This window comes from Moorena sp. SIO3I8 (assembly GCF_010692325.1).
Lineage (GTDB): Bacteria > Cyanobacteriota > Cyanobacteriia > Cyanobacteriales > Coleofasciculaceae > Moorena.
The window spans coordinates 1-1,124 of sequence record NZ_JAAHHW010000462.1 but is presented as its reverse complement, the minus strand read 5'-3'; the positions used below and the strand labels follow the sequence as shown (position 1 = coordinate 1,124).

Here is a 1,124-nt window from a genome sequence, read left to right as displayed (position 1 = left end):
CCTGGGCAACGGTTAGCTCTTGTGGAGCCACTTGAGCTTCAGTAGAAGATTCCTCAAGGCTGGGAGCACCATAGGCACTGTTAGCCACCAGCAGTGAAGCCCCTAGCAAAGCGGGACTATACTTGATACTATTCCAAAAACTTGTTGACATGATTTCTCAATCAACCTCACACCTAATAGACAACACTCTTGGACTCGAATTATTCCATAACCCTTAATCATAACCACTAAAATTAGTTATGTCTAGGATAACTCTGGATTAGTATATCATTGTTTGTGATTATTCGAGAAAGATACTCATCCTCGATTCTAGTCACTTATGATACCAGTCTCGATCACCAACAGAGCAATGAGTGTCTGTGCGAAGTGCGATTATACCGGTTGAGGTTGAAGGGGAGGTAAGGCTTTCTCCTAAACTAATCAGCTATCTGCTGATAACTGACAGCAGATAGCTGATTAGCAAAACCTAGAATTTTTACTTAGTATTTTTACTTAGAACTTAAAGGTGGTACGGATGGCTCCAACCCAAATCGTATCATTGTCATCATCGTGATTAGGATTGAAAATCACGTAGGCTCCTGGAGTAATCAGGATGTTTTTGCTAATCGGGAATTTGTACTGTGCCTCAATCAGGTAGGACGTATCATCATCTTCTGGATTGTCACCCTCAACGTCGCTAGCCCTAGGTGGCAGACCCCCAGCAAAACTGAGTACAGCTCCCTCTTTGCCAAAATCGATGAAAGAAAGGTTGGCTGACCAAGTGAAGATGTCAGCACTGTCACCCTCTTCAGTTAGCCCACCATTACCATCATCTTCTGCTTCAGCATCAATATAACCAAACCAACCGCCGATGTGAATTTGTTCGGTCAGGCGAAAACTGGCTTGTGCTCCAAAGCGATTCGTAGAGGTAGCCACCCTGCCGAAGGGGCGCTTGGAAATGTCACTACCAGTGCTACCGGAAAGATTCACATCCTCTCCTGGCTGGTAGCTACGGAGGTAGGTCAAAGATATCTCCAAGTTATCAATGGGGGAAATACCCAGTTGAGCACCAGCGCTATAGGCACCATTGAACAATCCATCTCCTTGCACAGGACTAGGAGCATCATCCCCATCAGCTAGATAAA

Annotated in this window: 1 protein-coding gene; it reads right to left on the bottom strand. The window is 45.0% G+C overall.

Annotated features, from left to right (window positions below; translation table 11 throughout):
• Positions 1–492 precede the first annotated feature (492 nt).
• The coding region (locus F6K51_RS37895) for an iron uptake porin (RefSeq protein WP_293031481.1) at positions 493–1,124 on the bottom strand (632 nt) is incomplete at its 5' end.